At 36.3% G+C, this 1571-nt stretch carries 2 protein-coding genes; both read right to left on the reverse strand.

The annotated features are described in order from the left end of the window. Positions 1–43: 43 nt before the first annotated feature. Complete coding sequence (locus ACFVAD_RS24225; RefSeq protein ID WP_386646467.1) at positions 44–274, reverse strand: hypothetical protein; 231 nt, start codon at positions 272–274, stop codon at positions 44–46. After that, complete coding sequence (locus ACFVAD_RS24230) at positions 249–1490, reverse strand: IS91 family transposase (protein ID WP_386646470.1); 1242 nt, start codon at positions 1488–1490, stop codon at positions 249–251. The genes ACFVAD_RS24225 and ACFVAD_RS24230 overlap by 26 nt, the downstream gene beginning before the upstream one ends. Between the last annotated feature and the right edge of the window lie 81 nt (positions 1491–1571).

Here is a 1571-nt window from a genome sequence, read left to right on the forward strand (position 1 = left end):
GAACAAAATCGCTAACGCGACTCTTTTACGTCCCAAGTGAGGCTTATTCACTTGGGACATTCTTCGCTCTTCGCATGATTCCATCACAAACAGGACAGGCAGTTTCCACTTCCTCTCCTTTTTTAAGATCATATGAATATTCATCAACGATAAAGTCTGGGACTTCGTCCTCTTCACCACAATCTATACATTTAAAGAGTATCGTTTCATCCTCTTCTTCCATATCTATTGCCCAGGGTAGACACTCTTCATCCAGCTTTTCCTTTTTTGTCACTCTGAATCATTCCTCTCGGATAAATAATGTTCATATCATCCATGTAATGAAATAGAAAGCCATAATCTCTATGATAAATTTCTACCAAATCCATTTCTTGATTACAAGTAGGGCACTTAAATGGATCCTTATCAAAGGCTTCAATCATTCTTTGGCGATATGTCTTTTTTCTTTTCTTTGTCTTTAGTAACAGAGAAAGTTGCCTAGTTCGCATGAATGCATACAGTGATAAAACTTGGTTAGCTTTTGAATACGATTTTCTACTATACAAACCAAAACGACCAACCATTCGAAAATGCTTGGGAGGAATATGTTGTAATAATTTTATTAGGAATTTGTATACAGGTAGTCTTACATCTATTCTTCTTCCAGTCTGATGATCTTCGTACCAGAATTCCACATGTTTTCCATCGTAATTTGTAATTCGGTATTCCGCTATGGCCGGTCTAGCTAAGTAACGACCAATATATTTAGCTGCACCTTTTGCGTCCCTCATTCTTTTCTCTCCGTTGACATAAAAGCCTTTTGGGTACCGTTGGTACAACTCTGAAATTAAGTTTAGGACTTTTTGATTTTTAGGAAACCATTTTTTCATCAAATCCATGACAACTTTTTGCCATGACCTTCTCAAGTATTCATAAGGAATATACTCTGTTGGAATCCACTCGTTTTTATTATCTAGGGCTCCCTCCGTTACTAATGCATGGACATGCGGATTGAATTTCATATCCCTCCCAAAAGTATGTATAACAGTGATTACCCCTACTCTAAGGTCTCTCTTTTTACTTTTCCTCTTAAAGTAGAATTGAAATACCTCGGCAACTTCTTTACTTAATTCATTCAGCTTTTTGCGGTCTTCAAAGAAAATCTTTCTAATTTCTTTTGGAATAGTGAATACCATATGTCGGTGCGGGACATTGAAAATCATTTCCTGTTGTTTCTCTGACCAGTCGTCTGTGTACTTCTTCCCACACTTATGACAGAAACGACTCTTACATGTAAAACAAACAAATTTAGGTTTAGCGTGACCAACGCAACCTAAGCATTCATACTTTGCAAAGCCTAAATCAGTTGTGCCACAACGTATTGCCTTAAGTACCGTTTCCTTTATATCATCCCGATAAGACTCTGGATAGTTATGCCCATACATGGTCCAATATCCGTCAAAATGATCTTTTAATATTTGTTTGATAACACCACTATTTTTCTTTTTCATACTTTTCACCCTGAGAGTTATATAAGAACATTATAAGAACAGTTATCCACAATTTAAAGGGGTTTATAATTTCCTAAACAA

Origin of the sequence: Sutcliffiella sp. NPDC057660, from assembly GCF_042800035.1 — a bacterium.
GTDB lineage: Bacteria > Bacillota > Bacilli > Bacillales > Bacillaceae_I > Sutcliffiella_A.

Coding starts and splice junctions, on each gene's coding strand:
- ACFVAD_RS24230 (WP_386646470.1), bottom strand. CDS start 1,490: ATGAAAAAGAAAAATAGTGGTGTTATCAAACAAATATTAAAAGATCAT.